We start from the raw sequence: 25640 nt of genomic DNA, 5'->3' as shown, positions 1-25640 counted from the left end.
CGGCATCGGCGCGGCAGACCAAGGAGCACCATGAGAATCCCGGAAACCAGAGGACCCGTCAGCAGCGCCCTGTTCAAAGTCCTGGTGCAGGCGCCGGCTTCCTCCGCGGCTGACCTGGACGCACTGCACGCCATGGTGGCGGGACAGCTGGCCCTGGCCGCGGACATCATTGGCCACGAGGACATCCAGCTCTCCCTCTTCAGCCTTTACGAACTCCACTACTCAGGCCTCGACGGCGTCGCCGACGACTGGGAGTGGGAGCCTGGACTGATCCGGATCCGGCGGATGATCGAGGAGCCATTCGAAAAGGCGCTCCGTGAGGCCGCGCGGAAGGTCGGCCGGGAACACGGCGTTCCGGCCACCGGCGCCTTCACCGGGAGCCAGCTGCCCGGTGGCAATCCAACAAGCGACGACGTCGCCCGGATCCTCTTCGATCTTGCTGCCAGCGACACCGGCCCGAGTGTCTCGCGCTACGTGGCCAGGAAGGCGTCGCTGGAGCAGTTGAAGGAGTTCCTGGTGCACAAATCGGTGTACCAGCTGAAGGAAGCCGATCCGCATACCTGGGCCATTCCCCGCCTCACTGGCCGCGCCAAGGCCGCGCTCGTGGAAATCCAGGCGGACGAGTACGGGGGCGGCCGGCCAGAACGGATGCACAGTGCCCTGTTTGCCCGCACCATGCGCGGCATCGGACTGGATGACTCCTACGGCGCGTACGTTGACTCCGTCCCAGCGGTCTCCCTCGCTTCGGTCAACCTGATGTCGCTGTGCGGATTGAACCGGCGGCTCCGCGGCGCCATCACCGGCCACCTGGCCATCTACGAGATGACGTCCTCCCAGCCCAACCGCTTTTATGGCAACGGCTTCCGCCGCCACGGTTTCGATGCCGGCGTCACGCACTACTTCGATGAACATGTGGAAGCCGACGCCGTGCACGAACAGATCGCCGGCCGGGACCTGGCAGGTGGGCTGGTGGAGGCCGAGCCGGAACTACTGGGGGATGTCTTGTTCGGTGCCACGGCCGTCATGGCCATCGACAGCCGGCTGTCAGCCCACCTGCTGGGCTCCTGGGAGTCCGGGAAATCATCGCTGCGGGCGGCAGTGCCCGTGGCGGCATAACGCCGCGGCCGCGGCAGGACGTCGAGTACATCCTTCCCCTGCGCTGGACCGATGAACCCGAGGCCTTGGAATCTGGGAGGCCGAACTCCGGCTGCGCCACCGAGGCAAAGCCCACGCCCGAACCACAGAGGAGCAAATGTGAACCAGGAGCAGCCGGAAACCACGGAAAACGGCGCCGGGGAACCGGCCGCCAGTTCCATTGTGGTGTGCCCCGACGGGCCACTGATTGTCAGGGGCGAGTTTGAGATCGTCACACCCTCCGGCGGCCCGGTGCCCCGCGACCGCAAAACCGTGGCGTTGTGCCGGTGCGGGGCCTCGGCCATCAAGCCCTACTGCGACGGAACCCACAAGATGATCAAGTTCCGCACGGAGCGCCCTGCGGGATAGGGCACGGCGGGCGGGCCTACCCGGGCGCACCGGGGTGTGCGGCTAGGCTGGAGGCAGTCCGCTTTCCGCTGTCAAGGAGTACTGGGAATGAACCTTTTCATCAAGCTGCTCGGGACCGGGGTGAGCCTCCTCGCAGGCCTGGCCGGAACCAAGCTGGTCAACGGCATCTGGGAAAAGACCACCGGGCAGAAGGCGCCCACCGGCAAGAACGAGGATGTCCCAACGAGCCTGCGTTCGGCCCTGACCTTCGCGTTGATCTCGGCATCGGTCAGCGCCATCATCCAGGTCCTGGCCAACCGCGGCACCCAGCGCGCCATCGCCCGCTTCGCCAAGAGCCAGGACATCGTCTAGGAACTAGCGCGTCCCGCCGTCGTCGGAGCTGTCCTTCCGGGCAGCCTCGGCGGCGGCTTTCTGCACTACGGCTTCAAGCTCGTCCGCGCTGAGCAGCTCCCGGTGCAGGTGCTTGGTGCGGTACCCCGCCCGGCCCACCATGTGTGCGGACACGGGGACGGTGAGGAGCTGGAAGATCCAGGCCACCAGCAGCACCGGCCACACCCACCAGGTCCACAGCTGCAGGCCGATGGCTGCCAGGAGCAGGAACAGGCCCAGGACCTGGGGCTTGGTGGCTGCGTGCATCCGGGACATCAGGTCGGGGAAGCGCAGCAGGCCGATGGCGGCCGCCAGGGACATCAGTGCACCGACCACCATGAAGACGGCCGAGGCCAGGTCAACCCAGCCGTCCGGACCGGAAAAGTCAGGATTCATTGGGGTCCACCCTCCGGTCGGCAACGAAACGGGCCACCGTGACGGACCCGATGAAACCGATGATGGAAATGGCCACCACCAGCATGAGGTTGTTCAGGTGCCGGTTCACCGCCATATCGATGCACAGGGCGCCGCCCAGGATGGCCAGCAGCACGTCGGCGGCGAGCACCCGGTCCAGCAGCGAGGGGCCGCGGGCGATCCTGATGATCGCTCCGGCGGCAGCCAGGGAGAAGATGACGGCGGTCACCGCCAGGACTGCGTCCATCACGCGGCTGCCTCCTTTCGGACGGCTTCGAGTTCCTCCCGCGTGCCCATGATCCGGATCAGGCCGGCCTCGATGGACCGCACCTCGTTCCGCAGGCCTTCCACGTCCTCGCGGGAGGTGATGTTGATGGCGTGCAGGTACAGGGTGGACGTTGACCTGTCCACCTCCACCACGAGGGATCCGGGAATCAGGGAGATCACGTGCCCCGTGGCGGTGACCAGCAGGTCCTGGTGGCTGCGCAGCCGCACAGCGACGATGGCATTGGTCACCTTTGGCCCTCGGACCACGGCAAGGTAGAACACCTGCGCGCTGGCCACCGCCACCTTGCCGAGGAACACCACGGCGAAGGGCACTGCATACAGGATGTTGAACCGGCCGCTGAGCTCCACCGGCGGAAGGTAGAACAGCCGCGCGACGCCCACTGCCAGCAGCGCGCCGAACAGGAGGTTGCCAGGGCTGAAGTCCTGCCACAGGGCCCCCCATACAACCACCAGCCACACCAGCAGCGGCAGCTCCTGGCGCAGGGAAATCCTTTGCCGGCTCATCGTCCTCCTCCCACCACAGGGGCGGCCGGGACGGGGGATCCGTCGCCGAGGACCGCGTGGATGTACGGGGTCCGGTCCAGCATGTCCCGTGCGGCGTGGCCGGACAGCTCGAACAGCGGCCCGGCGAAAAGGGTCAGGGCAACCCCGATGACCACCAGGCCCATGGTCGAGCCCACCATGGTGCGCGGCAGCAGCGTCACCGTGTCGTTGGGCTTGGCGCCGGGACCGGAAACCCTCGCCGCCGGTGCGGCAAGGAGCACCGGATCCGGATGCTCGGCGTCGGTGGGCCGGCGCCAGAACGCACGGTTCCAGACCCGGGCGACGGCCAGCAGGGTCAGGAGGCTGGTGACCACGCCGCCGACCACCAGGGCATAGGCAAGCGGCGTCCCCAGTTCCACGCCGGCCTGCAGCAGGCCCACCTTGCCCAGGAACCCGGAAAAGGGCGGAATCCCGGCGAGGTTCATGGCGGGGACGAAGAACAGCAGGGCCAGCAGGGGCGAGAGCTTGGCCAGTCCGCCCAGCCGGTCCACGGAGGAGCTGCCTCCCCGCCGCTCGATCAGGCCGGTCACCAGGAAGAGGCTGGTCTGGATGGTGATGTGGTGGGCCACGTAGAAGACGGCCGCTGCCAGTCCGGCGGCGGAAGACATGGCCAGCCCGAACACCATGTAGCCGATATGGCTGACCAGGGTGAACGAGAGGAGACGTTTGACGTCGCTTTGCGCCAGCGCACCCAGAATGCCCACCACCATGGTGAGCAGTGCCGCCACCATCAGGGGCGTGTTCAGGGCATCGCCCGGGAACAGCAGCGTCTCGGTCCGGACCATCGCATATACGCCCACCTTGGTGAGCAGGCCCGCGAACACGGCGGTGACCGGGGCAGGGGCCGTGGGGTACGAGTCCGGGAGCCAGAAGGACAGCGGGAACACCGCGGCCTTGATGCCGAACGCCACCAGCAGCATGACGTGCAGCAGGGTCCTGGTGCCCTGGTCCAGTTCGCCCAGCTTCATGGCGAGGTCGGCCATGTTCACCGTCCCCGTGGCGCCGTAGACCATGGCGATGGCGATCAGGAACAGCACCGAGGACACCACGGACACCACCACGTAGGTCACGCCGGCCCGGATGCGCGGCCCGGTGCCGCCCAGCGTCATCAGCACGTAGCTTGCCGTCAGCAGGATCTCGAAGCCCACGTAGAGGTTGAAGAGGTCGCCGGACAGGAAGGCGTTGGACACCCCCGCCACCAGGATCAGGTAGGTGGGGTGGAAGATCGAGACCGGGGCGTCCTGGTCGCCGTCGGCCATGCCCTGCCCGGTGGCGTACACCAGCACGGCCAGGCTCACCGCGGAGGAAACCACCAGCATCAGCGAGGAGAACTGGTCCACCACCATCACGATGCCCCAGGGCGGCAGCCAGCCGCCGATGGTCACGGCGGCGGTGCCGCTCTCCCACGCCGAGGCCAGCAGCAGGCATTCAAGCGCCAGGGTCAGGGACAGCAGCGCGATGCTGACCGCGCGCTGGGCGCGGGAGTGCCGGATCAGCAGGAAGGTCAGGGCGGCGCCCAGGATGGGAAGTACGACGGCGAGCGGAGCCAGGGCTGCGATGTTCACTGTCCGCCTCCTTCCGGGCTGGCTTCCATCGGGCGGGGATCGACGTTGAGTGACCCGGGCTGCTCCTCCGCCGCAGCGTCCTCGGCGGGCATTTCGCGGGCGCCCGCCGTGACTGTTGCCAGCGGAAACTCGGACGTCTCGGCCGGGACCTCGGCGTCGTCCTCGGCGTCGAAGCTGGGGGTTTCGGCCACCCGGAGGTCTTCCACGTCGTCCTGGATGTCGTCCTGGCGCGCCAGCACCCAGGTGCGGTAGATGATGCCGAGCATGAACGCCGTAACGGCGAAGGAGATCACGATCGACGTCAGGATCAAGGCCTGCGGCAGCGGGTCGTTGTAGTCCTGGGCCGCGATGTCCTTGGAGAACAGCGGGGCCAGGCCCGCGTAGCCGCCGGTTGCCAGGATCAGCAGGTTGGTGGCGTTGGCCAGTAGCATCAGCCCCAGCAGCACACGGGTCAGGCTGCGCTCGAGGATCAGGTAGATTCCGCACGCGTACAGGGCACCCATGACGATCAGGAGGGTCAGGTTGATGCTCATGCTTTGCCCTTTGCGGTGGTCTCGGCAGGCATCCCGCCCGGTTCCTCTTCCTGTTGCAATACTGGTGCGGCTTCGCCCTGGTGCCCCGAGCCTGCTGAGCGTTCCTCGAAATGCTCGTCGATTTCGGCGCCGAGGCTCCGCAGGACGTCCAGCACCAGGCCGACCACCACGATGTACACGCCGATGTCGAAGATGGTGGAAGTGACGAACTTGATGTCCCCGAACAACGGAAGCCAGATCTCGATGATGGCGGACTGGAACACCTGGCCGCCCAGCAGCAAGGGCATTACGCCGGACACGGCTGCCAGTGCCAGGCCGGAACCCAGCAGGGCGCCGGCGCTCAGGGGCGCGGCCTCCCGGAGTTCGAACCTACCGCCTGCCAGGTAACGCATAGTGAGGGCCAGGCCCGCGGTGAGCCCGCCCGCGAAGCCGCCGCCGGGCAGGTTGTGGCCGGCCAGCAGCAGGTAAAGCGAGAAGATGATCATCGAGTGGAAGATCAGCCGGGTGACCACTTCGAAGATGATGGACCGCCGTTCCGGGGCCAGCGTGCGTCCGGCCACGATCCAGGGGTCGCGCGCCGCGGCCGCGAACTTCCGGCTGACGGCCAGCGCTGCGCCATCGCGGGAGCCGGGATCCACCCCGTGGAAGCGGCCCACGGTGCCCTCGGCAACAGACGCGGAGGACTGCAGCCGCTTACCGCGGCCGCGCACGAAAATCAGGCTTGCCACGCCGGTGGCGGCGAGCGCCAGGACGCTGATTTCCCCGAAGGTGTCCCAGGCGCGGATGTCCACCAGGGTCACGTTGACCACGTTCAGCCCGCCGCCGCCCTCGTAGGCCAGCTGCGGAAACTGCAGTGACACGGGAATGGCGGTGCGGGCGCCCATGGCGAAGATCGCGGCGAACACCATGGTCACGCCGAACCCCAGCCCGATGATCACGCGCAGCACCCGGTACTTGCCGCCGGTACGGTCGCGGAGTTCAGCGGGAAGGCTGCGCATGGCCAGCACGAACGCCACCAGGATGATGGTCTCCACGAGCATCTGGGTCAGGGCCAGGTCCGGGGCGCCCTGGAGGGCGAACAGCAGCGCGATGCCGTAGCCGGTGACGGACACCATCAGCACGGCAAGGAAGCGTTTGTTGGCCCGGACGGCGGCAAGGGCTCCGATGACGATTCCCACGCCGGCCACCAGCTGCAGCGGGGAGTTGGGATCCACCAGGTAGATGTCCGCAGGCAGGTCCTTGCCGGCCAGCAGGATCACGGAGAGCGGCAGCACGAACGCCACGCTGAGGATCACGGCAAGGTAGTAGTACAGCGAACCGCGCTGGGTGCGGCCGGTGATCCAGACGGCGGCGTCGTCCAGCGCGCCGATGGTGAGCTGGTAGGCGCGGTCGCCGTCCACCCACGCGGGGACCAGGGACTGCGCGCGGGCCACCGCGCTGCGCCCAAAGTACATGGCGGCGCCCAGGACGAAGGTGACGGCCGTCAGCCCAAGCGCGGGGGTGAAGCCGTGCCACAGCGCAAGGTGGCCGGCCTGCTCACCGGGAGTGCCGGCGTCGGGCGCTGTGGAGGCGAACAGCGCCGCGTACGGCTGGATCCACGCATCAGCGGGCACCGGCCAGAGCCCGTACACGATGGTGAGCAGGCTGAGGATGGCGGGAGCGGCGAGGAAGGAGGGCCTGATGGCCTTGAACGGAGTGGGCTCCACTCCCGGCTTGAGGGCGAACGCCCCCCACATGAAGCGGGCGCTGTAGGCGAAGGTGAGGACGGAGCCCAGCACCAGGCCAACCAGGACCACCATGCCCCAGGGGCCGGACTGCGCGTCCTTGGCGTGGTGCACGAACGCTTCCAGCACCGATTCCTTGGCCACGAAACCGCCCATCAGGGGAACGCCCGCCATGGACGCGGCACCGATGGCAGCCACGATGCCCAGCGCGCGCGAGGAGCGGAAGACGCCGGAGAGCTTCCGGACGTCCCGGGTGCCGGACTGGTGGTCAATGATGCCCACTACCAGGAAGAGCGTCGCCTTGAACAGGCCGTGGGCCAGCAGCATGGCCAGGCCGGCCAGCGCGGCGTCCGGCGTTCCCAGGCCCACCGCCATAGTGAGGAAGCCCAGCTGGCTGACGGTGCCGTAGGCGAGGATGAGCTTGATGTCGGTCTGCCGCAGCGCCCGGTAGCCGCCTACCAGCATGGTGGCCAGGCCCAGCCCCAGGACCACGGGCTGCCAGTACAGCGTCTCCGAGAACCCCGGGGCCAGGCGCGCCACCAGGTAGATGCCGGCCTTGACCATTGCGGCGGCGTGCAGGTAGGCGCTGACAGGGGTGGGCGCGGCCATGGCGCCTGGCAGCCAGAAGTGGAACGGGACCAGTGCGGACTTGGTGATGGCGCCGACCAGGATGAGTACGACGGCGGCGCCTGCCACCGCGCCGTCCGTCCCGGCAGCCAGCGTGGAGGCTTGGTCCAGGATGCTGGAGATGCGGTAGGTTCCGGCGGCATGGCCGAGCACGATGAGGCCCACCAGCATCGCCAGGCCGCCCGCCGTGGTGACCATCAGGGCCTGCAATGCGGACCGCCGGGCGGCCAGCCGGGTCCGGGCAAAGCCGATCAGGAGGTAGGACAGGATGGTGGTCAGTTCCCAGAAGATGAACAGCAGCAGGAGGTCATCCGCCACCACCAGGCCGAACATGGCACCGGCGAAGGCCAGCAGCTGGGCGCCGAACGCGCCAAGATCCTGGTCCTTCTTTTTGAAGTAGCGTGCGCAGTACACCAGCACCAGGGAACCGACGCCGAGGACCAGCAGGGACATGACCCAGGCCAGCGCGTCCATCCGGAAAGCGAGCTCGAGACGCAGCCCGGGAATCCACTCAAAGACCTCTGCCACCGCCCCGGATCCGGAATAGACGGGGCCGTGCTGGAAGAGGAGCCACCCGAAGGACGCCGCGGGAACGGCGGCCAGTGCGTAGAAGGCGTTCCGCCCCCAGGCCCGGAAGAGGAAGGGCGCCAGGACAGCCACCGAAAAGTGCACGGCAAGGACTGTTATCACTGGTGTCTCCGCAACGTCAGGGATTCGATTGTCAAAAGTTGGAGCAGGCGGCAAAGAAGTTGGATCCGGGAGAGGCCAGTTTATCAAGGCTCCTGCGCTGCCTGCCGCGCCGGGGCCCCGGCAAGCCGGTGAATTCCCCGGCGTCAGGGGCCCGGCGTCCGCCGGGTGTTCGCCACGGGCGGATACTATGCAGCCTATGAACAGCGCCAGCGCCCCCGGGGCGATGCGGCCCGCCTCGGAACTCGAAGCCGGAACCCCCTCCAGCAGGGGGCAGGTCCTGGCCTGGGCCTCCTGGGACTGGGGATCCGCCGCCTTCAACGCCGTGATGACCACCTTTGTCTTCACCGTGTACCTGACGTCCAGCGCCTTCGGCGGCGAGGACAGCGCCTCGGCGGTCCTGGGTGCGGCCCTGGCGGTGGCCGGCTTCGCCATCGCACTGCTGGCACCGGTCACCGGCCAGCGTTCGGATGCCGGGGGGCGGCGCAAGCTGTGGCTGGGGGTCAACTCCGCCGCCGTCGCCGTCCTCACGGGACTGTGCTTCTTCGTGTTCCCGCGGCCGGAATTCCTGCTCCTTGGCGTATCCCTGATCGCGTTAGGCAACGTCTTCTTCGAATTCGCCGGGGTCAACTACAACGCCATGCTCGCCCAGGTCTCCACGCCGCGGAACATCGGAAAGGTCAGTGGCCTTGGCTGGGGCGCCGGCTACCTGGGCGGCATCGTGGCCCTCCTGGCCGTCCTGCAGCTCTTCGTCCAGCCGGCTTTCCAGTGGTTCGGCGCGTCCACCCAGGACAGCCTCAACATCCGGCTGGTGGCTGTCTTCTCCGCCCTGTGGTTCTTTGTCTTCGCGCTCCCGGTCCTCTTCGCGGTCCCCGAACTGCCGCGGACCCCGCAGGCCCGGCGCCTCGGATTCCTGGCCAGCTACGGCCTCCTGTTCCGGCGGATCAAGGCGATCTACGCCACCAGCCCGCACACGATCTACTTCCTGCTGGCCAGCGCCGTGTTCCGTGACGGCCTGGCTGCTGTCTTCACCTTCGGCGGAATCATCGCGGCCGGGACCTTCGGCTTCACGCTGTCGCAGGTCATTTTCTTCGCCATCTTCGGGAACGTCGTGGCGGCCGTCGGCGCCGTGGCCGGCGGCTTCCTGGACGACAAGGTGGGCCCGAAGGCCGTGATCGCCGGCTCCCTGGTGGGACTGCTCGTGGCCGGCACCGCGATCCTGCTCCTGGGCAACGGCACCTACACCTTCTTCGGCATGGACTGGGCCGGCAGCACCACGTTCTGGGTGTTCGGGCTGTTCCTCTGCCTGTTCGTGGGCCCCGCCCAGTCATCCTCCCGCGCCTACCTCGCCCGGCTCGCCCCGCACGGTGAGTCAGGCGAACTCTTCGGGCTGTACGCGACCACCGGCCGCGCGGTCAGTTTCCTGGCACCGGCCCTGTTTACCTTGTGCATCACCGTGGCCACACCGCTGGTGCCGGCAGGAGAGGCGCAGCGCTGGGGCATCCTGGGGATCATGGTGGTGCTCCTGGCCGGGCTCCTGGTCCTGCTGCCGGTGAAATCGCCGGACAAAGCCCCGATTGCGGTGGTTCCCGTCAGCTGACGGCGCGGCTGTTCGCCCTTGGAACACACCCCCGCCAGGTCTTGCCCGGCAGACTAGGCTGGAACCATGAACGTGGAAGAAACCAACCTTCCGGGCCTCGGCCGGCGCAAGGACTTCATGACAGCCTCCGGCCGCCGGATCGGCGTCGTGGAGCGGTGGGAAGGCCAGACGGAACTCATCGTTTCCACCTGGGACGACCCCGATACCTGCCAGGCTTCGATCCCGCTGACCAGCGACGAAGCCGCCACCCTCGGGAACCTCCTGGGCGGCCAGCACCTGGCCATGAAACTCACGGAAGAGCACAAGGACGTGCCCGGCATCGTCACCCGGCAGTTCTCCATCGCCGCGGATTCCCCGTTCCAGAACCAGCCCATGGGCAAGGCCTGCATCCGTACCCGGTGCGGCGTCTCAATCGTGGCAATCATGCGCGAAGGTGAGGTCCTGCCCTCGCCGGGGCCCGACGTCGTGCTCCACCCCGGCGACCTCTTGGTGGCGGTGGGTACCCAGGAAGGCCTCGACTCGGCTGCCAATATCCTGCGCCACGGCTAAATCCCATGGACCCGTTGGCCCTGACCCTCATCGAACTGGGGGCCGTTGTGTTCTGCCTCGGCCTCCTGGCCCGGCTGGCCGGACGGATCGGAATGTCCCCCATCCCGCTCTACCTCCTGGGCGGCCTGGCGTTTGGCGCCGGCGGCATCGTCAAGCTCGAAGGCATGCACGAGTTCGCACATCTCTCCGGCGAAATCGGCGTCATCCTCCTGCTGCTCATGCTCGGACTGGAATATACGGCCGCTGAGCTGTTCACGGGGCTGCGCCGCTCGTGGCAGGCCGGCGTCCTTGACCTGGTCCTGAACTTCGTCCCGGGCGCAGCACTTGCCCTGACCCTGCACTGGGGTTTCGTCGGCGCCATGGTGATGGGCGGGGTCACGTACATTTCCTCGTCCGGCATCGCCGCGAAGGTCATCACGGACCTGGGCCGGCTGGGCAACCGCGAAACGCCCGTGGTGCTGTCCATCCTGGTGTTCGAGGACCTGGCCATGGCCGTTTACCTGCCCATCCTCACGGCCACCCTCGCAGGCGTAAGTTTCTTGGGCGGCCTGACCACCGTGGGAATCGCCCTGGCCGTGGTGAGCCTGGTCCTGATGGTGGCGCTGCGGCACGGGCACCACGTCTCCAAGGCCGTCCACAGCGAAAACTCCGAGGTCTTCCTGCTCAACGTCCTCGGGGCGGCCCTGCTGGTGGCGGGCGCGGCGTCCGCGATGCAGGTGTCCGCCGCGGTGGGCGCCTTCATGCTGGGCATCGCCATTTCCGGGTCCACGGCGCACAGCGCCACGCGCATCCTTGAACCCCTGCGGGACCTGTTCGCGGCCATCTTCTTCGTGGCCTTCGGGCTCAACACCGATCCCGCCACCATCCCGCCGGTACTCGGCTGGGCGCTGGTCCTGGCGGTAGCCACGGCGGCCACCAAGATGGCCACCGGCATCTGGGCGGCAAAGCGCGCCGGGATTGCCCGGCCGGGCCGCTTCCGTGCCGGCGCCGCACTCGTGGCCCGCGGCGAATTCTCGATAGTCATCGCCGGCCTGGCCGTGGCCTCGGGAGCGGTCCCGCGCGAACTCGCGGCACTGGCCACCACCTATGTGCTGATCATGGCCGTGATGGGCCCGCTGGCCGCCCGCTACGTGGAACCGCTGACCAAGGCATTCGCCAGGAAGCCGGCGGTCGCCGCGCAGGCGTAATGCCCGGCTAGATGCTGGTGCGGTGGAAGTTCAGGTGGCTGCGGCTGGCGGTGGGACCGCGCTGGCCCTGGTAGCGGTTGCCGTACTCGCCCTGGCCGTAGGGGAACTCCGCGGCGGAACTCAGCCGGAAGAAGCACAGCTGGCCAATCTTCATGCCCGGCCACAGCTTGATGGGCAGGGTGGCCATGTTGGAGAGCTCAAGGGTCACGTGGCCGGAGAAACCGGGGTCGATGAACCCGGCCGTGGAGTGCGTCAGCAGTCCCAGGCGGCCCAGGGAGGACTTGCCTTCCAGGCGGGCGGCGATGTCATCGGGCAGGGTGACCGTCTCGTAGGTTGAACCCAGGACAAATTCCCCGGGGTGCAGGATGAAGGCCTCGTCCTGCTCCACTTCCACCAGGCGCGTCAGCTCGGGCTGCTCCTGGGCGGGGTCGATGTGCGCGTACTTGTGGTTGTCGAACAGCCGGAAGAATTTGTCGATCCGGACATCCACCGACGACGGCTGCACCATCGCGGGTTCGAAGGGTTCCAGCACGATCCGCTGGGAGTCAATTTCGGCACGAATGTCGCGGTCAGAGATCAGCACCGTCCCAAATTACCGTATCGGTTATCCCCAACCCCATTTTCCCGTTGTTGCAGTAGCCCACTGGGGCTAATGTTGCCAGTGATAGCCGCCGGATGGTCTCCCGGATGGCATGACAGAGCTGGGGATGTTGTGAATAGATTGGTTACACCCTCTTTTATTGGCGTGCTCTGTGCGTTGGCGCTGGTCTCGCCGTCCGCCTCCGCACCGCTGCAGCCGCTTCATGGCCAGGCGGCCGGAGCGCAGGGCATCTCCCTGGCGGCACCGATAGTGAACGGCGACGGCACGGCCGCGGTCAGTACAGGGTCAGCGATGGCGCCGCTCACCCCGGCCGTGGACCCTGACATCCTGGCCGCCCAGCCGGGCGCTCACGTTCCTGCCGGCCCGGGCACGGCCACGACGGAAGCCGCAGCCCCGGCCACCGGGCCATTCGCCCCCGTGCCGGCACCGACGTCGCCGGTTGCCACCACGACGGAGGCCGCACCCCCGCCCCCCGAAACAGTGTCCATTCCTCCGCTGTGGGCACCGGACAACGAACTGGCATCACCTCCCACCTCCCGCCTGGCCGCCCCGGAGTCCGCCACGGGAGTTCCCACCACGGAAGCCCTCGTCCCCGACAGCAATGCGGCAGCCATCCTCACCGTGTTCACCAAGATCAACGAGTACCGGGTAGCCAACGGGCTGAACAAGGTGAAGTACCACCCCACCGTTGCCGGCATGTCGCAGGAGTGGTCGGACAGCATTGCCACCCGTGAGGTGATCGAGCACCGGGCCAGCTTCTGGACCGACCCGCGCGCGCTGAACCCCACCAACGGCGCCGGCGAGGTGATCGCCATCCGCACTGACCGCGATGCCGCCCAGCTGGTGGAGTGGTGGAAGGGTTCCCCGGGCCACAACGCGATGCTGCTGGACCCTCGCTTCAATGTGATGGGCGCCGGCATTTCCTACACCAACTCCACGTACCAAATCTGGGGCGTGGTGAACTTCTTCGGCTACACCACGCTGCCGGCCGGCACCCTCGACTCCCCTGGGGCCGGCACCGGCAACGCTTTCCCGCCCCCGGCCCCGAGCGTGTGCGATGCCCCAGTCAAGCACATGCCGCCCACCCTGAACCTCACAGCCGCCGCGATCACCGGCCCCGCCGACCTCGTCTCGGTGGACTCCGCCGGGCAGCTGCTGAACCGGGCTTCCACGGGCGCACGCACCTACGCCGCCGCGAAGGTGATCGGATCGGGCTTCACCGGCGCCAAGGAAGTCTTCGTGACCGACTGGGACCGCGACGGCACCTACGACCTCCTGACGCAATGGACCAACGGCAACCTGACGCTGCACAGGGGCCTCGCCACCGGAGGGTTCCAGGCACCCCTCACGCTCGGCGCAGGCGGATGGAACACACTGACCCTGGCCGTGGGGGGCTGGTGCGCGAACAACAGGATGCCCCAGATTCTGGCGTTGGACGGCTACGGAAACCTGTTCCTCTATCCGAACAAGGGGACCGGGGACCTCGCCGAGCGGGCAACAGTGGCCACGGGCATTTCCGCTTCCCGCTTGTCCATGGTGGATTACGACGCCGACGGGTTCCAGGACCTCCTGGCACTCAGGTCGGACGGCTCCGTGCAGCTGTACCGCGGCTGGGGCACCACCGCGCTGCGGGCAGAAGCCCGCCCCACCGTGGCCAGCGGCTGGACGGACGTTACCGGCATCAGGCCCCTGCGCAGTGCCACCGGCCTGAACTCCACGGGCGTTGCCCTGCGCCGGGCAAACGACGTAGTGCAGTACTGGGACCTGACGGGCGGAAGCCTCGCATCGCCGTCGAACATTCCCGGTCCCTGGACCGGGCAGCGGCTGGCGCAATAGTTGTCCCGGGGGCGGCTCCGGATCAGATGGCCGGTTCCAGTTCCAGCACGTCCTTGAGCCGGGCCAGCTGGGCGACATCGGAGCTGACCCGGCGCTGGAGCATCCCGTTGAGGAAACTGAAGCGGTCGAAGAAACCGAACCGGCCCTCGCGCCTGGCCTCCAGGGCGAACCGGACCCGGGTTCCCGCGTCTTCCGTGCTGAGGTAGTAACCGCCCCAGCGGGTGGCCGGCCCGGAAACAATGTGGAACCGGATTTCGGCGCCCGGGCGGGCATTGGTGATCTCCAGCTCCGCGGGGATACTCAGCCCGGAGCGTCCTGCCACCATCTTCCGGTACACGGCGCCCACGGTTTCAGCCTGGCCCCGGGCCAGCTTCACGCTGCGGACGTCGTCGCGCCAGAGGGGGAGGTTGGTGGCGTCCAGGAGGAATTGGTACACAGCCATGGCGTCGCGCTCTATGAGGACCTCGTGCTCTGCGATTGCCATGAAGATAGTTCCTGTTGTTGACGTCGGCGGCCGCAATAGCCTCCTCCCCCAATGCGGTGGCTACCCGGGGATCAGGTTAGCCAGCGCCCAACCTCCGCACCTAGCCGGCACCGCTGACGTTACTGAAGAGTTACTGGATGACGCCGCGGATGACAGGACACGCGGCATACGCCAGCGGGATGGGCGGGGCAGCCGCCATATCTGCGCTAAGCTAAGTTCTGCCCCGCGCGAGCGGCGGCAGCGCGGCTGTAGCTCAATGGTAGAGCGCTAGCTTCCCAAGCTTGATACGCGGGTTCGATTCCCGTCAGCCGCTCCATCCATGGCCTGCCAGTGACTTCCGGGCAAACAGCCTTAGGCAGCGGCCCGCCGCGCAATCTGCAGCGGATGGCGCCGGTCCCGCCAATCCACCCGCAGCTGCAGCGAGCCCTTCCGTGCAAGTATGCCGGCGACCGTAAGGGCCGCCAGTGCGGGCACGCCGCCGGAGACCAGCAGCGCCGCGTGCGGATCCGCATGCTCGGCGATCCAGCCCAGCATCGGCCCGCCCAGCGCCTGCCCGCCGATCAGCACCATGATGTACAGGCTCATCACCCGTCCGCGGATCGCCATGTTGGAGCTGACCTGCACCAGCTGGTTGGACCCGGTGAGGAACATCAGGCACCAGAAGCCGGACAGCACCATCATGGCCCCAAACCACGCCATCGAGGGCGCCAGCACCGCAAGGCAGAGCATGAGTCCGTACATCCCGGCGCAGAACACCACGGACCGCAGCCGGAGCTGCCGACGGCGGGTGGACGCCACGGCACCGCACAGCGCACCGAGCGCCACCAGGGCATTGAGGAGGCCATAGCCCCCGGCGCCGGCCTGGAAGATGTGGTCCGCGAAGGCCGCAAGCACTACGGGCAGGCTCATGGCGAACACGGAAATGAACCCTGCCATCAGCCACGGCCAGTAGATGGTGGGCTTACCCAAGGCGTAGCGGAGCCCCTCGCGGAGCATGCCCTTGCTCTTGGGCGCCGGGGCACTGACGTGGAGCTGGTCCTTGCGCAGGACCAGCAGCATGGTCACCGTGGAGCAGCAGGCCACGGCGTTGGCGGCAAAGGCCCACCCCGCTCCCACCGCGGTCAGGAGCACACCGGCGAGCGCCGGGCCGAGCAGGCCCCCTAGCTGGAACGTGGTGGAGTTGACGCTGATGGCGTTGCGCAGGTACTTCGGCCCCACGAGTTCGTTGACGAAGACCTGCCGGGCCGGCTGGTCAAGGACCGTGACCAGCCCGAGCACCAGGGCGATGGCGTAGACGTGCCATACCTGGATGGCGCCCGTGAGGGCCAGGGCCGCCAGCGCGGCGGCAAGGATGGCGGCCATCGCCTGGCACAGGATGAGGATCTTCCGCTTGGCGAACCGGTCAGCGATCATGCCGCCCCACGGGCCCAGCACCAGGGACGGCAGGAACTGCAGCGCCACGGTGAAGCCCACCGCCGTCACGGATCCCGAAAGCTGGAGCACCAGCCAGTCCTGGGCAATGCGCTGCATCCAGACGGCAATGACTGCGATGAAATGGCCGACGACGAAGATCCGGAAGTTGGGCACCTTCAGCGAGATGAAGGTATGCCGCCACGGAAGGCGCTCCGCCACGACCGGCAGCGGCTGGGTCTGCTGGTCCGGCGGCGCGGAGCCCGCCGCGTCGATGACTGGTTGGGAGACGGAGGCCGACGAAGGCGGTGGGGGTGCCACAGGGATGTCCTCAAGATTGCGGGCGGTCTGGGATGTCCTTAACGCTAGGGTGGCGGAAGGAGATTATGGAGAGGTATGGTCCCTATAACTAGTATTGCGAACCGCAATATGCCTTTGGACAACGGAGGCCATATGTTTGAGCCCGCGCAGCTGCGGTCCTTCCTCGCCGTCGCCGACACCCTGAGCTTCACCAAGGCGGCGGAGCGGCTGGGTCTGGCCCAGCCCACCATCAGCCAGCACATCCGCAAGCTCGAAGCAGCGGCGAAGCGCACCCTGATCAGCCGGGACACGCGGGACGTGCGGCTCACGGACAACGGCGATGCGATGGCCGGGTTCGCCCGGACCATCCTGTCGGCACACGACGCCGCCGCCCGCTACTTCTCCGGCTCGGCCATGCGCGGGCGCCTCCGGTTCGGCACGGCTGACGACCTCGCCATCACCGGGCTGCCGCGGATCCTGCGGGAATTCCGGCAAATCTACCCACAGATCAACCTTGAACTCACCGTGGGGCAGAGCGACCAGCTTTACCGCAAGCTCAACGCCGGGCAGCTGGACCTGGTGTTCGTCAAGTGGGTGGCGGGCGCCAAGGACGGCACCGTGGTCCAGCACGATTCCTTCTCCTGGGTGGGGCTGGAGCAGACCACGCTCGATCCCGGCACACCGGTGCCGCTGATCGCCTACCCCTCCCCCAGCCTCAGCCGGAAGCTTGCCATCGATGCGCTCGAAGCCCATGGCAGGACGTGGCGGATCACCTGCACCACACGGCAGATCAGCGGGGTGCTCGCCGCCGTCCGCGCAGGCATTGGCGTCGCCGTCATGCCGACATCGCTGGTGCCCGAGGACCTGAAGATTATCACCCGCCGCTTTGACCTTCCGGCGGTGGGGGACGTGGACTTTACGCTGATCCGCAACCCACTGGCCAACACCGAGGTGATCGACGCACTGACCCAGTCAATCGTGGGAAGGACAATTAACCGCCAAACTTAACCCTCCAACACCGAAATATCCAGCATTTCGACATGTTAGGGGGTCCGTGTCCATTGATAGGGGAAACGGTATCCCCTATGCTGGGTTTTCCAAGGGTCAAGCAGCAGGCCGGTTCTACAAACAGGCGCGCCCCGTAGGGGGCTCCGGCGCCTGGGACAGGCAGCCAATGACGACAGCCAGGAACACCCATCTCAGCACTGCGCACGCGCGCCCGCTTTCTTCAGCACGGCCGTCCACCCGCCAGGCAAACCTCGGCGCCGGACATGCCACCGCGGACTCCGGCTACGTAGGTAAGCCAACCTGCGACAAGTGCCGCACCGACGAATTCGTCTACCTCGAGACTTACATTCCACCCACCTACCGACGGGACGGAAGCGTAGCAACGCTGGGTGAAGTCGCCTACACCTGCACCCGCTGCGAGGATTTCTCCGCCCACAGCGTCCCCGTTACGTGGACGCCGCCGGGCTGGTACCTGGGCTAGGGCTCAATCAGGAAAGCCGGGCAGCCACCATGTGGTGGCTGCCCGGCTTTCCCTGTTCCCGGAGCTAGATCAGTGCATCCGAGAGGTGGTTCGGGGTGCCGAACCGGTGGGCGGTGATGCTGACGGCCTGCTCGTGCAGGAACGGCAGCAGTTCCACGCGGCCGGCCTCCGTGACCGGGTGGGCGTAGACGGCGAGGTCCGGGCGGCCACCGGTGGCCTCGGCAAGCGCGGAAGCGTCGCCGCCGATGAGGCGGATGCGCGCACCGGACAGCTTCCCCGCGGCGGCAAGGCGTCCCGCCGAAGCCAGCCAGCCGGCGTCGGACTCCACCGTCACGTCGATGTCCAGCCCGGTCAGCACGGAGCGGAACTGCGCGGGAAGTTCGACGGCGATGGACACGGTCAGAGCCGAGCCCGCCAGCACGCCGGCGGCCACGGTCCGGACGAGGTGCGCCAGCGGCGCGCCTTCGGAGAGGCGGATGGTGACGGGCAGGTTCCGGTAGCGGAAGATGTTGCGTTCCGCGCCCAGGCCGGAGACGTCCTTGGCGGTGCCGAACTCCGCCGCCCAGGCCTCGGCGTCGGATGCCAGGGCCCGCTGGACGGACTCAAGTTCGGCCGGCTGCAGGGCGGAGCCGGCCGCGTTCAGGATGCGCCGCACACCGGCGTGAGTCACGGATGCCGTGGCCGTGCCCGTGGCAGGAGCCCAGTCACCGAGACCCGCGAGGTAGTTCGGGCCGCCCGCTTTGGTCCCGGCGCCGACTGCGGACTTCTTCCAGCCGCCGAACGGCTGGCGTTGCACGATTGCACCGGTGATGCCGCGGTTGACGTAAAGGTTGCCGGCCTGGATGGAGTCCAGCCAGATGCCCAGTTCCTCGGAGTTGAGCGAGTGCAGGCCTGCTGTAAGGCCGTACTCGATCTGGTTCTGGATGTCGATGGCCTCTTCCAGGGTGTCGGCGGTCATCACGCCCAGGACGGGGCCGAAGAACTCGGTGAGGTGGAAGTAGGAACCGCGCTTGACGCCGTAGCGCACGCCCGGGCTCCAGAGCCGGCCGGTGCCATCGAGCTGCTTCGGTTCGACGGCCCAGTCCTCGCCCTCGCCCAGGGTGGTCAGGGCATTGAGGAGCTTGCCGCCGGCCGGTTCGATGATCGGGCCCATCTGGCTGGTGGGATCCTGCGGGTAGCCCACCTTCAGCGAGGTGACGGCGTCGATCAGCTGGTTGTGGAACCGCTTGGACTTGGCCACCGAGCCCACCAGGATCACCAGCGAGGCGGCGGAGCACTTCTGGCCGGCGTGGCCGAACGCGGAGTAGGCCACGTCCTTCGCCGCAAGGTCCAGGTCGGCGCTGGGGGTGACGATGATGGCGTTCTTGCCGCTGGTTTCGGCGAGGAGCGGCAGGTCCTTGCGGAAGGAACGGAACAGTTCGGCGGTTTCGTAACCGCCGGTGAGGATCACGCGGTCCACGGCAGGGTGGCTGATCAGCTGCTTGCCGAGCTCCCGCTCGCCCAGCTGCACCATGGTGAGGACATCCTTGGGCACACCGGCCTCCCACAGCGCCTCGACCATCACGGCGCCGCTGCGGGCGGCCTGCTTCGCGGGCTTGATGACGACGGCGGAGCCGGCGGCGAGTGCCGCAAGGGTGGACCCTGCCGGGATGGCGACCGGGAAGTTCCATGGCGGGGTGACAACGGTGAGCTTGGCTGGGACGAACGTGGCGCCGTCGACCGTGTCCAGCTTGCGCGCGGACTCGGCGTAGTAATGGGCGAAGTCGACGGCCTCGCTGACTTCGGGGTCGCCCTGGTCGATGGTCTTGCCGGTCTCGCTGGCCATCACCTCGAGGAGGTCGGCGCGGCGGGCCTCCAGGATGTCGCCGGCGCGGTGCAGGATCTCTGCGCGCTCGTTGCCGGAGAGCTTGCCCCAGGCCTTGCCCTTTTCCACAGCGGTTGCGATGGCGGTGTTCAGCGCTGCTTCGTCCTTGATGAAGGCGGCCTTGACCGAGGCGTTGCCCAGCGTGGAGGACGGCACACGCTCCAGGATGGCCCGGCCCCAGTCACGGTTGGCGGGAAGCGCGGGATCCGTGTCCGGGGTGTTCCGGAAGCCGGTGTGCGGCATGGGCTCCGGCGGAAGGCTGCGGTCCTGCCGGCGGTTGGGCAGCGGCACGCTGTTGTCCAGGGCCTCCAGCGAGGAGAGGAACCGCTGCTTTTCGCGCTCGAACAGGCCTTCGTTCTCGCTGAGTTCGAACACCGCGGACATGAAGTTGTCCTGGCTGGCGCCCTCTTCCAGGCGGCGGATCAGGTAGGCGATGGCGACATCGAACTCGGAGGGGTGCACCACCGGCGTGTAGAGCAGCAGGGAACCGACGTCCTTCTTCACGGCTTCGGCCTGTCCCTGCGCCATGCCCAGCAGCATCTCGAACTCAATACTCTGCTGTACGGAATCCGCAATGCCGCGCTGCTTTGCCAGCAGCCAGGCGAAGGCGATGTCGAACAGGTTGTGGCCGGCCACGCCGATCCGGATGTTTTTGATCCGCTCGGGGTGCAGGGCGTAGTTGATGACGCTCTTGTAGCTGGTGTCCGAGTCCTGCTTGGTGCCCCAGGTGGCCAGCGGCCACTCGTGGAGCGAGGCTTCCACCTGTTCCATGGGCAGGTTGGCGCCCTTGACCACGCGGACCTTGATGCCGGCGCCGCCGTTGGCGCGGCGCCGCGCGGCCCAGTCCTGCAGCCGGATCATGGCGGACAGCGCGTCCGGGAGGTAGGCCTGGAGCACGATGCCGGCCTCGAGGTTCTTGAACTCGGGCTTGTCCAGGATCCTGGTGAAGACCGCGATGGTCATGTCCAGGTCCTTGTACTCCTCCATGTCCAGGTTGATGAACTTGGGCTGGGGGAACGAGTTGGCGCGCTGGAACAGCGGGGTGAGCTTTTCGACGACGTGTTCCACGGCCTCATCGAAGGCCCAGGCGGAGTGCGGGGCAACGGTGGAGGAGACCTTGATGGAGACGTAGTCGACGTCGGGGCGGGCCAGCAGGGTGTGGGTGCCTTCGAGCCGGCGGGAGGCTTCGTGCTCGCCGAGGACCGCCTCGCCCAGGAGGTTGACGTTGAGCTTGATGCCGTCCTTCTTGATCCTGGCGATGGCCGGGCCCAGCTTGGCGTCCGTAGCGTCAACGATCAGGTGGCCCACCATTTCGCGGAGCACCTTGCGCGCGATGGGGATGACCACCTGCGGCATGACCGGGGCCATGGTGCCGCCGAGAGCCACGGCGCTGCGCATGTACCAGGGCAGGAAGGCGGGAACTTTGGGGGCAAGCTTTGCCAGGTTGCGGGCGGCGACGTTCAGGTCCTCGGGGCGGACCACGCCGTCCACGAATCCCACCGTGAACTCCAGGCCGTTGGGGTCCTTCAGCACGCCGGCCAGCTGCTGGGCGGACGCGTCCACGGGGACCTTGGCGGCCTCGGTGAGCCAGTGCCGGACAAGGGTGACTGCTTCGTCGGCGAGGGCCTTTGCCTGGGGGACGTCGACGTCGACCGTCTGCGGGGTGGCCGCCTTGGCGACTGCCGGTTCCATTGCAACGTGGGTCATGGTTTTCCCGATTCTTTCTCGCTGTGGGAGGGGTCTTTCCACCAGTATGAGCTTCCGCTCACATAAGATAAAGCGATCTTTTCCAACCAATACAGGTTAGGAAAACCGATGTTTTGGGCCTCCCCTTTAACGACCGACGGCAGGCCCTCCGCCTCCCCCGGATGCCCTATCACTTTTGGTTCCCAAGACGGCCGTTTAGGGGCCAAAAGTGATAGAGCAACGGGTTAGGGGCGGAGGACCTGCCGTGAGGGAGGTTATCCAGGTGTTGCGGGAGTCGCCGTCAGGTGAGCGGGCGGTGCAGCTCCGCGAGTTCCTGGTGGCGGGGGCTGTCGGGGTTCATCAGGGAGTGCTTGCGCCCATACCCGAAGTAGATGGCCAAACCGATGATCAGCCACACCACGAACCGCAGCCAGGTCTCCCAGTGCAACTGGAGCATCAGGAAGCCAGAGGCCAGGACGCCGAATGCAGGGACCAGCGGCATCAGGGGCAGGCGGAACGTGCGCGGCGTGTCCGGGCGCTTGTACCGGAAGATGATCACGGACAGGCAGACGACGACGAACGCGGCCAGGATGCCGATGTTGGTCAGGTCCGCGACCTCCTTGATGGGGAAGACCCCGGCGAGGAACGCGGAGGCGACGCCTGCGATCCAGGTGACCCGCTGCGGTGTGCCGTGGCGGTCGGTCTTGGCGAACCAGCCGGGGAGCAGGCCATCGCGGCTCATCGAGAACCAGACGCGGGTGACGCCCAGGAGGAAGGTCAACATCACGGTGAGGATGGACAGCACGGCGAACACGGAGATGATGGTGGCGATGACGGGAAGCCCCACGGAGGTGAAGGCAGAGGCGAAGCCGGCCTTGGGATCAATGTCCTTGTAGTTCTGCATGCCTGTGAGCACCAGGGTGGCGGCCACGTAGAGCAGCATGGCGATGATGAGCGAGAGCACGATGGCCTTGGGCATGTGCTTCTTGCCCTCCTTGGCCTCCTCGGCCGCGGTGCTCATGGCGTCGTACCCGAACACGGCAAAGAAGACGGTGGCGGAACCTGCAACCACGGGGCCGAAGCCGCTGGGCATGAACGGGTTGTAGTTGTTGGTGTCGATGTAGAAGACGCCGAGCCCGATGATGAAGAGGATCAGGACCACCTTGATGGCGACGGCCACGAGTTCGAAGCGGCCGAAGGCCTTGGTGCCGCGGGACAGGATCCAGGTCACCAGGAGGCAGACCAGGATGGCGGGGATGTTGACGATCCCGCCCTTGCCCTCGTCCACGGTGGAGGTCATCCAGGCAGGCATGTGGATGCCGATGCCGGCAAGGAAGGCGTCAAGGTAGCCGGAGATGCCGATGGCCACTACCGCAACGATGGCGATGTATTCGAGCAGCAGGTCCCAGCCGATGAACCAGCCGATCACCTCGCCCAGCGCCACATAACCGTAGGTGTAGGCAGAGCCGGCGCGCGGAATCATGCCCGCGAACTCCGCGTAGGACAGTGCCGCCGCCGCGGAGGCGAGGCCTGCGATCAGGAAGGAAATCAGCACCGCGGGCCCCACTCCCGGGTTGCCTTCACTGCCCGCGGCCACCAGCCCCGCGAGGGAGAAGATGCCGACGCCGATGATGCCGCCGACGCCGATGGCGGTGAGCTGCCACAGCCCGAGGGACTTGAAAAGACCGCTGTGTTTGTTCTCTTCCTCGATGTCATCAATAGGCTTGCGCCGCATGATCGATTGGCTTAGATCTTTACTGCTCATCAGGAACTCCTGCTTTGGGGTGCGACCCCGCCGCGGCACGCCAAGAAACTGGCTGTGACGGGGGTAACTCGGTTCCAACAGTATGCGTGGGCGGTTGCGTTAGATAAAGTGACTACTTCTAACCTATATTCGTTAGTTTCAGTTAGGAATTCGCCATGCTCGACGTGCGCCGGCTCCGCCTGCTTCGGGAACTCAGCATCCGGGGGACGCTCGCGGAAGTGGCGGAGGCACTGCAGTACAGCCCGTCGTCGGTATCGCAGCAGCTCGCCCTGCTGGAGAAGGAAGTGGGCGTGGAACTGCTCCGGAAGACCGGCCGCCGGGTGCAGCTGACGCCGCAGGCCGAGGTGCTGGTGACGCACACGGCGCAGCTTCTGGAAACCATGGAGCAGGCGGAGGCGGACCTCGCGGCATCGCTCACCACTGTCACCGGAACCGTGAAGATCGCCGTGTTCCAGTCCGCCGCGCTGGCCCTGATGCCCGACACCCTGACCCGCATGGCAACGGCTTATCCCGAGGTCCGGATTGAGATGATCCAGCGCGAGCCCGAAACGGCGCTGCACGAGACCTGGGCCCGGGATTTCGACCTGGTGATCGCCGAACAGTACCCGGGGCACGCCGCCCCCCGGTACCCGGAACTGGACCGGATCAAGCTCACCACCGACGCGATCAGGCTGGCCGTTCCCCCGGCGGCCGCCGGCGGTGCCGGGATCCGTTCGCTGGCGGACACCGCCGACCTCGCCTGGGTCATGGAACCCCGCGGCGCAGCCTCGCGCCACTGGGCAGAGCAGGCATGCCGCAGTGCCGGGTTCGAACCGGATGTCCGTTTCGAAACCGCGGACCTGCAGGCCCAGGCCCGCCTGATTGAGTCAGGCAATGCCGTGGCCCTGATGCCGGACCTGGTGTGGACCGGGCGCGGCACCACCGCCCAGTTGCTGGAGCTTCCGGGCAAGCCGCACCGGACCATCTTCACGTCGGTACGCCGCTCCGGCGCGCAGCGCCCGGCCATCCTGGCGGCGCGGGAAACCCTCGCAGCAGCCGCGGCGGCAGTGGCGGGGAACGACGCCGGGTGACCGGCCGCCGTCGTACGTGTCCTTCCGTGCGCCACGGGACCGCCCGGTCACAGCGCAGGCGCGTCACGGGAAGCCCAAGTGTTTCCTGCGTCACTGCGGTCCTGGGGACCCGGGGCTAGACTGGTGCCGTTATGAATCGAACAATGTTCAAGTCCAAAATCCACCGGGCCACGGTCACGCACGCCGACCTGCACTATGTAGGTTCGGTCACCGTTGACCTGGACCTGCTGGAGGCCGCGGATATCCTGCCCGGCGAGCTGGTCTCCATTGTCGACATCACCAACGGCGCCCGCCTGGAAACGTACACCATCGCCGGTGAGCGCGGTTCCGGCGTCATCGGCATCAACGGTGCCGCAGCGCACCTGATGCACGAGAATGACCTCGTCATCCTGATTACCTATGCGCAGATGACCACCGAGGAAGCAAAGGCCTACCAGCCCAAAGTGGTCCACGTGGACGAAAACAACAAGGTGATCCAGCTGGGCAACGACCCCGCCGAGGGCTTTACGCCCGGCATGATGCGCCCGCCTTTCGCGCTCAACAACGCCGCACTCTGAACCCGGAGCGTGAACCCCGGTAGACACTTCCTCCATGCCCGGGGAGGAATACCTTGCTAGGAGTGCTGGCCGGTTTCTTCGTGGTGTGGTGCATCATCCTGGTGGGATGGTTCGTGGGCCGGCGCAGGATCCTTGGAGACCATGCCCGGCCCGTGCTCAGCGGCCTTACCTTCTTCGTGGCCAGCCCGGCGCTGCTTTTCGAAACCCTCAGCAAGGCCCGTCTGCAGGAAGTGTTCGCCGAACCCCTGCTGGTGACCGCGGTGGCTGCCAGCGCCACGGCCTTGATCTTCTTCGTCCTGGCCAGGTTCTGGCTGAAGCGCGCCTTGCCCGAATCGCTGATGTCCGCCATGTCCGCGTCGCTGGCAAACTCGGCCAACCTTGGTATTCCCATTGCGGTATATGTCCTGGGCGATGCCAGCTATGTGGCGCCGCTGCTGATCTTCCAGCTGGCCTTCTTCACACCCATGTTCCTGATGATCCTGGATTCCAGCACCAGTGCCCACCGGACTACTCCCCTGGGCTTCCTCCTGATGATCCTGCGCAACCCCATGATCGTCGGCTCGGGCCTGGGGCTGCTGGTGGCCGGCACGGGCTTCCAGGTCCCGGCTCTGGTGATGGAGCCGATCCACCTGATTGGCGGCGCGGCCATTCCGGCGATGCTGATCGCGTTCGGCATGAGCCTGAACGGTACCCGTCCGCTGCAGGCCTCGGCCGGGCGGCGGCTGGACACCCTGCTGGCCAGTGGATTCAAGCTCGCTGTCCAGCCCGCCCTCGCCTACCTTTTCGCACGCTTCGCCCTGGGGATGGACGGCCACGCGCTGTTCGCGGTGGTGGTTACCTCCTCCCTGCCCACGGCCCAGAACGTTTTCGTGGCGGCCAGCCGGTACCAGACCGGCCTGACCGTCGCCAAGGACACCGTGCTGATCACCACCGTGGTGGCAGTGCCGGCGATGATCGGCGTCGCGCTTTTGCTGGCATAACTGTTTGCG

23 protein-coding genes and 1 tRNA gene are annotated in these 25640 nt (G+C 67.1%); 13 read left to right on the top strand and 11 right to left on the bottom strand.

All coding sequences use genetic code 11. From position 1 onward, the window contains the following. Positions 1-30 precede the first annotated feature (30 nt). The 3 genes from K4G53_RS19825 (at position 31) to K4G53_RS19815 (ending at position 1854) form a co-directional block, all read left to right on the top strand. Positions 31-1116, top strand: coding sequence for an iron-containing redox enzyme family protein (locus K4G53_RS19825; protein ID WP_221387404.1), 1086 nt, complete (start codon positions 31-33; stop codon positions 1114-1116). Between the two features lie 138 nt (positions 1117-1254). After that, positions 1255-1503 (top strand): CDGSH iron-sulfur domain-containing protein, encoded by a 249-nt coding sequence (locus tag K4G53_RS19820; protein ID WP_221387403.1) that lies wholly within the window; start codon positions 1255-1257, stop codon positions 1501-1503. An 87-nt stretch (positions 1504-1590) separates the two neighbouring features. Next, positions 1591-1854: a DUF4235 domain-containing protein gene (locus tag K4G53_RS19815; protein ID WP_221387402.1), complete on the top strand. Its 264-nt coding sequence runs from the start codon at positions 1591-1593 to the stop codon at positions 1852-1854. Between the two features lie 3 nt (positions 1855-1857). Here K4G53_RS19815 and mnhG read toward each other — a convergent pair whose 3' ends face one another. From mnhG to K4G53_RS19785, 6 genes are read right to left on the bottom strand one after another with little or no spacing between them, the layout of a single operon-like run. After that, on the bottom strand, positions 1858-2268 hold the full coding sequence (gene mnhG / locus K4G53_RS19810; protein ID WP_221387401.1) for a monovalent cation/H(+) antiporter subunit G: 411 nt from the start codon (positions 2266-2268) through the stop codon (positions 1858-1860). Next, positions 2258-2536: a monovalent cation/H+ antiporter complex subunit F gene (locus K4G53_RS19805; protein ID WP_221387400.1), complete on the bottom strand. Its 279-nt coding sequence runs from the start codon at positions 2534-2536 to the stop codon at positions 2258-2260. The genes mnhG and K4G53_RS19805 overlap by 11 nt, the downstream gene beginning before the upstream one ends. Continuing rightward, on the bottom strand, positions 2533-3078 hold the full coding sequence (locus tag K4G53_RS19800; RefSeq protein ID WP_221387399.1) for a Na+/H+ antiporter subunit E: 546 nt from the start codon (positions 3076-3078) through the stop codon (positions 2533-2535). Before K4G53_RS19800 ends, K4G53_RS19805 begins: the two co-directional genes overlap by 4 nt. Next, positions 3075-4682: a Na+/H+ antiporter subunit D gene (locus K4G53_RS19795; protein WP_221387398.1), complete on the bottom strand. Its 1608-nt coding sequence runs from the start codon at positions 4680-4682 to the stop codon at positions 3075-3077. The genes K4G53_RS19800 and K4G53_RS19795 overlap by 4 nt, the downstream gene beginning before the upstream one ends. Beyond that, entirely contained in the window at positions 4679-5215 is a 537-nt protein-coding gene (locus tag K4G53_RS19790) for a Na(+)/H(+) antiporter subunit C (RefSeq protein ID WP_221387397.1), read from the bottom strand. The genes K4G53_RS19795 and K4G53_RS19790 overlap by 4 nt, the downstream gene beginning before the upstream one ends. Then, positions 5212-8256, bottom strand: coding sequence for a Na+/H+ antiporter subunit A (locus K4G53_RS19785; RefSeq protein ID WP_221387396.1), 3045 nt, complete (start codon positions 8254-8256; stop codon positions 5212-5214). Before K4G53_RS19785 ends, K4G53_RS19790 begins: the two co-directional genes overlap by 4 nt. A 196-nt stretch (positions 8257-8452) precedes the next feature. Here K4G53_RS19785 and K4G53_RS19780 point away from each other — a divergent pair, with 196 nt between their 5' ends. The 3 genes from K4G53_RS19780 to K4G53_RS19770 all read left to right on the top strand — a co-directional run bounded on the left by K4G53_RS19780 (position 8453) and on the right by K4G53_RS19770 (position 11589). Further along, positions 8453-9853 carry an MFS transporter gene (locus K4G53_RS19780; RefSeq protein WP_221387395.1) on the top strand — a complete coding sequence of 467 codons (1401 nt, stop codon included), beginning with the start codon at positions 8453-8455 and terminating at the stop codon, positions 9851-9853. Between the two features lie 66 nt (positions 9854-9919). Beyond that, on the top strand, positions 9920-10402 hold the full coding sequence (locus K4G53_RS19775; protein ID WP_221387394.1) for a cation:proton antiporter regulatory subunit: 483 nt from the start codon (positions 9920-9922) through the stop codon (positions 10400-10402). 5 nt (positions 10403-10407) lie between these two features. Next, the gene (locus tag K4G53_RS19770) at positions 10408-11589 is read left to right on the top strand and encodes a cation:proton antiporter (RefSeq protein WP_221387393.1); all 1182 of its coding nucleotides are present in this window, start codon (positions 10408-10410) and stop codon (positions 11587-11589) included. A 7-nt stretch (positions 11590-11596) separates the two neighbouring features. Here K4G53_RS19770 and dcd read toward each other — a convergent pair whose 3' ends face one another. Next, positions 11597-12172, bottom strand: a complete 576-nt coding sequence (gene dcd, locus K4G53_RS19765; protein ID WP_221387392.1) for a dCTP deaminase — start codon at positions 12170-12172, stop codon at positions 11597-11599. Positions 12173-12334: 162 nt separating this feature from the next. Here dcd and K4G53_RS19760 point away from each other — a divergent pair, with 162 nt between their 5' ends. After that, positions 12335-14026 carry a CAP domain-containing protein gene (locus K4G53_RS19760; RefSeq protein WP_308287937.1) on the top strand — a complete coding sequence of 564 codons (1692 nt, stop codon included), beginning with the start codon at positions 12335-12337 and terminating at the stop codon, positions 14024-14026. A gap of 22 nt (positions 14027-14048) precedes the next feature. Here K4G53_RS19760 and K4G53_RS19755 read toward each other — a convergent pair whose 3' ends face one another. Next, the gene (locus K4G53_RS19755) at positions 14049-14510 is read right to left on the bottom strand and encodes an SRPBCC family protein (RefSeq protein ID WP_221387390.1); all 462 of its coding nucleotides are present in this window, start codon (positions 14508-14510) and stop codon (positions 14049-14051) included. Between the two features lie 242 nt (positions 14511-14752). Between K4G53_RS19755 and K4G53_RS19750 the strand changes: the two genes are divergently transcribed. Continuing rightward, a tRNA-Gly gene (locus tag K4G53_RS19750) sits at positions 14753-14826 on the top strand. 35 nt (positions 14827-14861) lie between these two features. Here the strand turns inward: K4G53_RS19750 and K4G53_RS19745 are convergent. After that, a complete protein-coding gene (locus K4G53_RS19745) occupies positions 14862-16241 on the bottom strand; it encodes an MFS transporter (RefSeq protein WP_221387389.1) in 1380 nt (459 codons plus the stop codon). Between the two features lie 132 nt (positions 16242-16373). On the opposite strand from K4G53_RS19745, the gene K4G53_RS19740 reads away from it, so the two are divergent. Both K4G53_RS19740 and K4G53_RS19735 read left to right on the top strand, forming a co-directional pair. Then, positions 16374-17228 (top strand): LysR substrate-binding domain-containing protein, encoded by an 855-nt coding sequence (locus K4G53_RS19740; protein ID WP_221387388.1) that lies wholly within the window; start codon positions 16374-16376, stop codon positions 17226-17228. Positions 17229-17394: 166 nt separating this feature from the next. Further along, the gene (locus K4G53_RS19735) at positions 17395-17709 is read left to right on the top strand and encodes a hypothetical protein (RefSeq protein WP_221387387.1); all 315 of its coding nucleotides are present in this window, start codon (positions 17395-17397) and stop codon (positions 17707-17709) included. 64 nt (positions 17710-17773) lie between these two features. Here the strand turns inward: K4G53_RS19735 and K4G53_RS19730 are convergent, their stop codons facing one another. Together K4G53_RS19730 and K4G53_RS19725 are read right to left on the bottom strand one after the other, a co-directional pair. Beyond that, a complete protein-coding gene (locus tag K4G53_RS19730; protein ID WP_221387386.1) occupies positions 17774-21280 on the bottom strand; it encodes a bifunctional proline dehydrogenase/L-glutamate gamma-semialdehyde dehydrogenase in 3507 nt (1168 codons plus the stop codon). 280 nt (positions 21281-21560) lie between these two features. After that, on the bottom strand, positions 21561-23024 hold the full coding sequence (locus tag K4G53_RS19725; RefSeq protein WP_221387385.1) for an amino acid permease: 1464 nt from the start codon (positions 23022-23024) through the stop codon (positions 21561-21563). Positions 23025-23179: 155 nt separating this feature from the next. Here K4G53_RS19725 and K4G53_RS19720 point away from each other — a divergent pair, with 155 nt between their 5' ends. From K4G53_RS19720 to K4G53_RS19710, 3 genes are all read left to right on the top strand, one after another. Next, positions 23180-24094, top strand: coding sequence for a LysR family transcriptional regulator (locus K4G53_RS19720; RefSeq protein ID WP_221387384.1), 915 nt, complete (start codon positions 23180-23182; stop codon positions 24092-24094). A gap of 131 nt (positions 24095-24225) precedes the next feature. After that, positions 24226-24651: an aspartate 1-decarboxylase gene (gene panD, locus K4G53_RS19715; RefSeq protein WP_221387383.1), complete on the top strand. Its 426-nt coding sequence runs from the start codon at positions 24226-24228 to the stop codon at positions 24649-24651. Between the two features lie 53 nt (positions 24652-24704). Further along, positions 24705-25631 carry an AEC family transporter gene (locus K4G53_RS19710; protein ID WP_221387382.1) on the top strand — a complete coding sequence of 309 codons (927 nt, stop codon included), beginning with the start codon at positions 24705-24707 and terminating at the stop codon, positions 25629-25631. The last annotated feature ends 9 nt before the right edge of the window (positions 25632-25640 follow it).

It is taken from the genome of Arthrobacter sp. MAHUQ-56, assembly GCF_019710585.1.
Lineage (GTDB): Bacteria > Actinomycetota > Actinomycetes > Actinomycetales > Micrococcaceae > Arthrobacter.
The sequence above is the reverse complement of the archived record's forward strand: the minus strand, read 5'-3'. Positions and strand labels throughout refer to the sequence as shown.

Excerpts from the sequence above, each read along its gene's own strand:
- K4G53_RS19825 (WP_221387404.1), top strand. The coding sequence starts at position 31 with ATGAGAATCCCGGAAACCAGAGGACCCGTCAGCAGCGCCCTGTTCAAA.
- K4G53_RS19815 (WP_221387402.1), top strand. The coding sequence starts at position 1,591 with ATGAACCTTTTCATCAAGCTGCTCGGGACCGGGGTGAGCCTCCTCGCA.
- mnhG (WP_221387401.1), bottom strand. The coding sequence starts at position 2,268 with ATGAATCCTGACTTTTCCGGTCCGGACGGCTGGGTTGACCTGGCCTCG.
- K4G53_RS19800 (WP_221387399.1), bottom strand. The coding sequence starts at position 3,078 with ATGAGCCGGCAAAGGATTTCCCTGCGCCAGGAGCTGCCGCTGCTGGTG.
- K4G53_RS19790 (WP_221387397.1), bottom strand. The coding sequence starts at position 5,215 with ATGAGCATCAACCTGACCCTCCTGATCGTCATGGGTGCCCTGTACGCG.
- K4G53_RS19780 (WP_221387395.1), top strand. The coding sequence starts at position 8,453 with ATGAACAGCGCCAGCGCCCCCGGGGCGATGCGGCCCGCCTCGGAACTC.
- K4G53_RS19775 (WP_221387394.1), top strand. The coding sequence starts at position 9,920 with ATGAACGTGGAAGAAACCAACCTTCCGGGCCTCGGCCGGCGCAAGGAC.
- K4G53_RS19770 (WP_221387393.1), top strand. The coding sequence starts at position 10,408 with ATGGACCCGTTGGCCCTGACCCTCATCGAACTGGGGGCCGTTGTGTTC.
- K4G53_RS19755 (WP_221387390.1), bottom strand. The coding sequence starts at position 14,510 with ATGGCAATCGCAGAGCACGAGGTCCTCATAGAGCGCGACGCCATGGCT.
- K4G53_RS19740 (WP_221387388.1), top strand. The coding sequence starts at position 16,374 with ATGTTTGAGCCCGCGCAGCTGCGGTCCTTCCTCGCCGTCGCCGACACC.
- K4G53_RS19735 (WP_221387387.1), top strand. The coding sequence starts at position 17,395 with ATGACGACAGCCAGGAACACCCATCTCAGCACTGCGCACGCGCGCCCG.
- K4G53_RS19730 (WP_221387386.1), bottom strand. The coding sequence starts at position 21,280 with ATGACCCACGTTGCAATGGAACCGGCAGTCGCCAAGGCGGCCACCCCG.
- K4G53_RS19725 (WP_221387385.1), bottom strand. The coding sequence starts at position 23,024 with ATGAGCAGTAAAGATCTAAGCCAATCGATCATGCGGCGCAAGCCTATT.
- K4G53_RS19720 (WP_221387384.1), top strand. The coding sequence starts at position 23,180 with ATGCTCGACGTGCGCCGGCTCCGCCTGCTTCGGGAACTCAGCATCCGG.
- panD (WP_221387383.1), top strand. The coding sequence starts at position 24,226 with ATGAATCGAACAATGTTCAAGTCCAAAATCCACCGGGCCACGGTCACG.